Origin of the sequence: Enterococcus sp. RTP21361st1_A6_RTP21361_211029 (genome assembly GCF_040910045.1) — a bacterium.
GTDB lineage: Bacteria > Bacillota > Bacilli > Lactobacillales > Enterococcaceae > Enterococcus_D > Enterococcus_D gallinarum.
The window spans coordinates 1-6,162 of record NZ_JBDGBK010000132.1 but is presented as its reverse complement, the minus strand read 5'-3'; the positions used below and the strand labels follow the sequence as shown (position 1 = coordinate 6,162).

General features: G+C 30.7%; 5 protein-coding genes. All 5 read right to left on the bottom strand.

What is annotated here, in order from left to right; translation table 11 throughout:
- Window positions 1-179 precede the first annotated feature (179 nt).
- On the bottom strand, window positions 180-1,637 hold the full coding sequence (locus AB5Z52_RS15745) for an arylsulfatase (protein ID WP_137264902.1): 1,458 nt from the start codon (window positions 1,635-1,637) through the stop codon (window positions 180-182).
- A gap of 262 nt (window positions 1,638-1,899) precedes the next feature.
- A complete protein-coding gene (locus tag AB5Z52_RS15740) occupies window positions 1,900-3,240 on the bottom strand; it encodes a PTS sugar transporter subunit IIC (RefSeq protein ID WP_368243968.1) in 1,341 nt (446 codons plus the stop codon).
- Between the two features lie 679 nt (window positions 3,241-3,919).
- Window positions 3,920-4,735 (bottom strand): PTS system mannose/fructose/sorbose family transporter subunit IID, encoded by an 816-nt coding sequence (locus AB5Z52_RS15735; protein ID WP_174784189.1) that lies wholly within the window; start codon window positions 4,733-4,735, stop codon window positions 3,920-3,922.
- The gene (locus AB5Z52_RS15730) at window positions 4,722-5,534 is read right to left on the bottom strand and encodes a PTS sugar transporter subunit IIC (RefSeq protein ID WP_137264878.1); all 813 of its coding nucleotides are present in this window, start codon (window positions 5,532-5,534) and stop codon (window positions 4,722-4,724) included. The genes AB5Z52_RS15735 and AB5Z52_RS15730 overlap by 14 nt, the downstream gene beginning before the upstream one ends.
- A 21-nt stretch (window positions 5,535-5,555) precedes the next feature.
- A partial coding sequence (locus AB5Z52_RS15725) for a hypothetical protein (protein ID WP_368243967.1) occupies window positions 5,556-6,162 on the bottom strand: 607 nt, incomplete at its 5' end.

Sequence of the window (6,162 nt, the reverse complement as noted above, 5' to 3'; positions counted from 1 at the left end):
GGCGCACAGAACGCGCCGCATATCGGACTAAGTTTTATTCAAATTTGTCTTCACCAACACGATTTGACGAAGAGCCGTTTTATTCAAATTTGTCTTCACCAACACGATTTGACGAAGAGCCAGTATATTTTGACTCAGTATACCCTATGTTGATTTTTTATTGCATCTTCACTTTTAGTTTATTTTTTACTTTTTAAAGTTGAAACGATATTTGAAATTCCTATTTGAATTAACTGTCCGTTTTTGACAAACCCCTCTTCTCTACCTTTTAAATATCCTACTAATTTATGTTTCATTTCATAAATAATAGATTCGTATTTTTTATCATAATATAGGTTTTTCATCTCATTTGGATCATTTATCATATCAAATAATTGATACGTATTTTTTACGGGAAACCATATAAATTTCCATTTCTCCGTTAATATATATTGACTAGAATCCATCCCTAAACTATGTTCTCCATGAATTTCTCGCCGCCATCCTTCACAGTTTCCAAAGAGCAACTGTTTAACACTTTTTCCATCTGTATTTACATATTGTCCTAATACTAAATCAACTAATGAAGGAAATATATCCTGTATTTTTACAAGCTCTTTAATTCCATGTTTTTTTGCTGAGATCAGATCACCAGGATCGTAAATAAACGACGGGATACGAATACTCCCTTGGTAAGGATACCCTTTTCTGAATAAGTAATGTTCTCCTAATTGATCTCCATGATCTGAAATGAACCAAATGATTGTATCTTTATCATGTCTAAATTCTTTTAAAGCCATTAAAAAGCGATTGATCTGATGATCTATATGAGAAATAAGGCCATAGTATCCAGCAAACATTCTTCTTTGATCATCCTCTTTTAATTTTCCTCTTAAGGCACAAACATCTGGAACAACATGTTCTAATTTCTCCCAATTACCAATATGCAAATCTAGAGTGTCTGGTAATCTATCCATATACATATCAAAATAATATTTTGGTGGATTCAAAGGAGCATGAGGTTTCTCAAATGATAATTTTAAGAAGAATGGTACTGTAGGATCTTTCCGCCTTAAAAAGTTTATTCCTTCTGAAACCACCCAATTTGTTGGATGAAATTTTTCAGGATACATCCATGGTCGTGCTTCCCACGAATTACAATTTAACCCATCATCAATCAAATCTGCATCTGAGCCCAATGATTCTTTTAGAAACATTAAGTAATCACTAGAATATTCAAACTGCTCTCCATAAGATTTGTCATATTTTCGATCAACATGAAGATACCCGTCATGCAATAGTACATGATCAAATCCCAACCGTTTTCTTGAAGGATACACATGCATTTTCCCAATACACTCAGTTTGATATCCCTGTTCTTTAAAAACTTCTGGAAGTGTGTTTTTAAAATACCATGGAACCTCATCTTCATAACCTACCCTTCCCGAAGTTTCTTGATCTAATCCTGTCAGTAATGCTGCTCTTGCTGGAACACAACTTGGAACAGGCGAATAACAATTCTCAAAATTATATCCTTGACTAGCCATCATATCTAATGTAGGCGTACTAATGAATTTATCTTGACTATTCAAAGATAACGCATCTGCCCTCATCTGATCTACTACAATTAAAACAACATTTGGTTGATCCTTTTTCATATTAAAAACTCCAATCATTAAAATAATCAAACAACCTCTCTTGATTTAAGAAATTAAAATTTCCTTTTGAAAGGATATTTTTTTGTGATGAGCAAAAATTTAAATGGAATAACAATTCTTTTATAGCGGATGATTGATTACTTAAGAACACTTTATACTAAAATAAACCTTGATATCAAAAATCTCTAAATATTTTGTCAATATAAAATGTTATTCATTAAATTTCTAAATACTATAAATAACTATATCTTCTTTTTACTTATCAAACAGTTTCATTATTAGCCATCTTTACAAATGGTAAATAAATCAAGGTAGCTAAAATTAAATTGATTATTGATAAAATAATTGATCTCCAATCAAATCCTGTCGAAAAGAATCCATATAAGACCGGTGGCATCACCCAAGTTACATTTTGTGTTACTGGAGATACTAATCCTAAATCTGTTGCTAAATATGCAAGCCCAGCCATAATTACAGGACACAAAATTTTAGGTATAAATAAAATAGGATTTAATACAGTAGGTAATCCGTACATCACCGGTTCTCCTATATTAAAAAGGCATGGAACTATTCCCAATTTAGCCACTTCTCTATAATGACCATTTTTTGATACCCAAAAAATCGCAATTAATAAACCTAAAGTTGCATACCAGACAAACGATCCGTATGATACACTTGTCCAAACATAAGGAATAGTTTCATTGTTTTGATAAGCTTCTAAATTAGCTAAAAGCGCTACTCCAAATACACCTTCCATAATAGGTGCCATAACATTTCCACCATGAATACCGAAAAACCAGAAAAATTGAACTAAGAAAGCAACTAATATAACAACAAAAAAACTTTGGGAAAGTCCTAACATAGGGCGTTGTAATATTTCGTAAATTACATCTGTTAAAATTTTTCCTGTTATTCTATTTAACAAAAATGTCAAAATAGCAATTATATAAAGAGAAACTAAAGCCGGAATAATTGATAAAAATGGTTTAGCGATAGCTGGAGGAACTGTATCAGGTAATTTAATTGTCCAATTTTTATTCATGAGTTTACAAAAAATAATTGAAGATAAAAAACCTATGATTATTGCGGTAAAATAACCATTTGAATTAATTTGTGTACCAGGCAACAATCCTGATATAGTCACATTTAAACTGTTACCTGTAACTGTTATTCCCTCAACATCAGTAAATAGTGTTGTTAAGTCAATATTATTATTATTCGATAAATTATAAGTTGAAGTCATAGAATTACTTATAGAAATAATAAATGAAGACAGTGCGACTAGTCCTGAAGACAAAGTATCTGTTTTATATATTTTAGCAATATTTACTCCTAAACAATAAATAAACAGTAAGGAAACAATAGAAATGCTTCCTTTTGATATCAAATTATTTATATCTACTAACCATTGAAAATAATCAGTAATCTTCTCATAGCCAAATTGCATAGGAAAATCTACTAAAAAAGCATTTAATAATATTGCAACCGAACCTGTCATTATTACAGGCATCGTACCCATAAATGAATCTCTTAACGCTACTAAAAATCGTTGATTCCCAATCTTAGTAGCTATAGGTAAAACTTTATTCTGGATTGTATTCATTATTTTCTCACTCATTATGATTGACTCCTTCAAAAAAATAGAAAGCGCTATCTAATTATAGTATAGATTTTTTTGACCATTTGAACATGATAATTTTTATTTAAAACATGTCATTTTCTTCATAATTAGTTCTATAAGGAAGGATTTTGGATATCATAATAAATAAATTTCTATTACAATTTTCATTTCCCAACGCAGATATGAATCTCCTCTCCCAACCCCTCTATTCATAATTATATCCTTCAACAAAAACGGATATTTCATATGACAAAAAATTCTTATTAGAAGTAAAATATTATACAGATAAACAGACCCTTTAGACACTAATTTGGTGAAATATCCAAAATGATAAGAGCTCTGAATTTTTGTTTTAAACAACTTTGTTAAAGCAACTTACAGCTAGCAATATAAACTATAATATCCTAAATTTAACCATAGCTCCCCAAAAATAATAACTAATAATAGAATTAGAATCACTGTCAAGCTAATAATTGATTACAAAAATACAATTAAAGAAACTACAAAAAGATTAGTTACAATGATGAATTCTTATTTTCCAAACTGTGAAATACTGTCCTTGTTAATTTAGAGAACTTAATAACAATCAGTTAAAAATACGCTATTTAGAAAATTAAACAAAGGACATGCCATAAATTAGTTGAGCACGCCCCCACATCTATTACAAAACTGCTAAAATATTTAATGAATACATTAGTATTGACAAAACTAAAAATATCCAAATAACTTTGGTTGAATTGAGAGATTTTTTGCTTAATAACCAATATGCCAATAAAACTAAAACAACAGGTACTATAGCTGGCATAATAGGGTCTAACATTTCTGTTTGGAAAGATAGTTTCTTATCACCAATAACTAACTTGAATGGAACACCAACCTTTACAACACTAGGAACCAAGCCTCCTATTACTACTACGCCAAGTAAAGTTGCTGATTCAGTTAAATCCTTCAACAATCCACCTACACTGGATACCAGTTTTTTACCTTCTCGGAAAGCAATTGGTAACTCAAAATATCTCAAAAATAGTATAATGAGAGATACTAATAACCAAAGTAGTACACCTAATGGATTTCCTTCTAATCCCATATAAGCTGCTAGAGATCCAAAAATTGTTGGAATCACTGCCCCAAATAAAGAATCGCCTACAGCTGCAAAAGGTCCCATCATACTCGTTTTAATTGCTGCAACAGCATCTTTCGATTTGCTTCCATCTTCTGCTTGCAATGCTAAATCAATTCCAATAATAAATGCACTTAAAAAAGGACTGGTATTATAGAATTGCATTTCTGATTGCAACACACTTTTTAATTCTTTTTCATCTTTGTATAACTTTTTCAAAGCTGGATATACAGCTCGAACATATGCCACATTCATCATTCGTTCGTAGTTCCAACCTAGTTGAGCTCCAAACATATATCTTAAACTAACTTTTCTCAGATCTTTGCTACTTAATTTGCTAACATTAGATTTCATCATCATCAACCTCTCCGTTAACTACTTCTATATGATTGATAGTATCTAGTTTTGATTCTAATAAACGTTTATCTTGTAATTTTTTATAGTAAATAATAGCAGCTGCCAATCCTGCAAAAGAAATACCCATCATTGGAATATTTAAATAAGCGGCTAAAATATACCCAATAATTAAAAAACCGAAAAAATTCCTAATTGGCAAATAATGTAGTAAGATGGCAATCCCAACAACTGGTAATATAGCTCCTGCCAATTTTAATCCTCCCATTAACCAATCCGGTGCATAATTTAATACTGTATTTACTACTTCATTACCAAAAATTAAACATAAGCCTACTGGTATTGCACGAGATAATGCAATAGGAACTAAACTTAACCATGCTTCTAAACTAATCTTATGAAAATTTTCTTCTTCTATATGTTTATCCACACGATGTAAAAAATAAACCCCACAAAAACGAGCTAAAATATCTAATTGAACTAATAATAATCCTACAGGAACAGAAATACCTATTGCAAATTCAATTCCTTTTCCACTAACAACACCTAATGCTGTACCAATGATTGCCCCTGTGCCAAAATCAGGAATTGATGAGCCACCAAATGTTCCTACACCTAAGACCATCAGTTGTAATGTTGCTCCTACTAATAAGCCTGTATTAATATCTCCCATTATAATTCCTGCTAGAAAACCAGAAATTGCCGGTTTACTTAATTGTAATCCTGACAGATAAGGATCTATACCTCCTAGTATAGCTAAACATATTAAAGAAAATATCTGAAAAAAAGAAATATCATTCATGATCAAACTAACTCCTTTATATTATTTTGAACTTTTCACTGCCCCAATATCTAGTATGCCATCTAACTTAATACCAAAAAAATCAGTTCCTAAATTATAACCATTTTTATCGATAACCTTCTTCCCACTATGAATAGCAGGAGATGATTGTTCCAATTTATATCCATCAAACACTGTATTCTGACTGAATTGATCATATGTCAAATAGTTAAAATTAGGTTTTACGGGACCATTTTCAGGAGAAACAAATATATTCGACTCTTGGCTATTACTGATTTCAATACACGCCTCTATATTTCCTGAATTTTTTATTTGTAAATACTGATCTTCAAAAACCGATCCATTTTCTAATAAAACTTTATCCCCTGGATTTAATTTAAGTTCATTTATTTTATTTAAACCTTTAAAAGGCTCAGATATAGATAATCCTGAATTAGTGTCACTCCCTCTTTGCGAACTAACATAGTAACAATTACCAATGGGGTTACTTTCAGCATGAGCGACTTTTGTTAACATAGATAAACTGATCAAACAGCAAGTTGCAATAAAATATATCCTGAATAATTCATAAAATTTCAGGAAACTACAAATAACCTTGCTGCAATAGCATTTTTCACTTGTTCGATAA

Bases quoted from the DNA above. Each gene is read 5' to 3' on its own strand.
- AB5Z52_RS15730 (WP_137264878.1), bottom strand. From the start codon at position 5,534: ATGAATGATATTTCTTTTTTTCAGATATTTTCTTTAATATGTTTAGCT.
- AB5Z52_RS15735 (WP_174784189.1), bottom strand. From the start codon at position 4,735: ATGATGAAATCTAATGTTAGCAAATTAAGTAGCAAAGATCTGAGAAAA.
- AB5Z52_RS15745 (WP_137264902.1), bottom strand. From the start codon at position 1,637: ATGAAAAAGGATCAACCAAATGTTGTTTTAATTGTAGTAGATCAGATG.
- AB5Z52_RS15740 (WP_368243968.1), bottom strand. From the start codon at position 3,240: ATGAATACAATCCAGAATAAAGTTTTACCTATAGCTACTAAGATTGGG.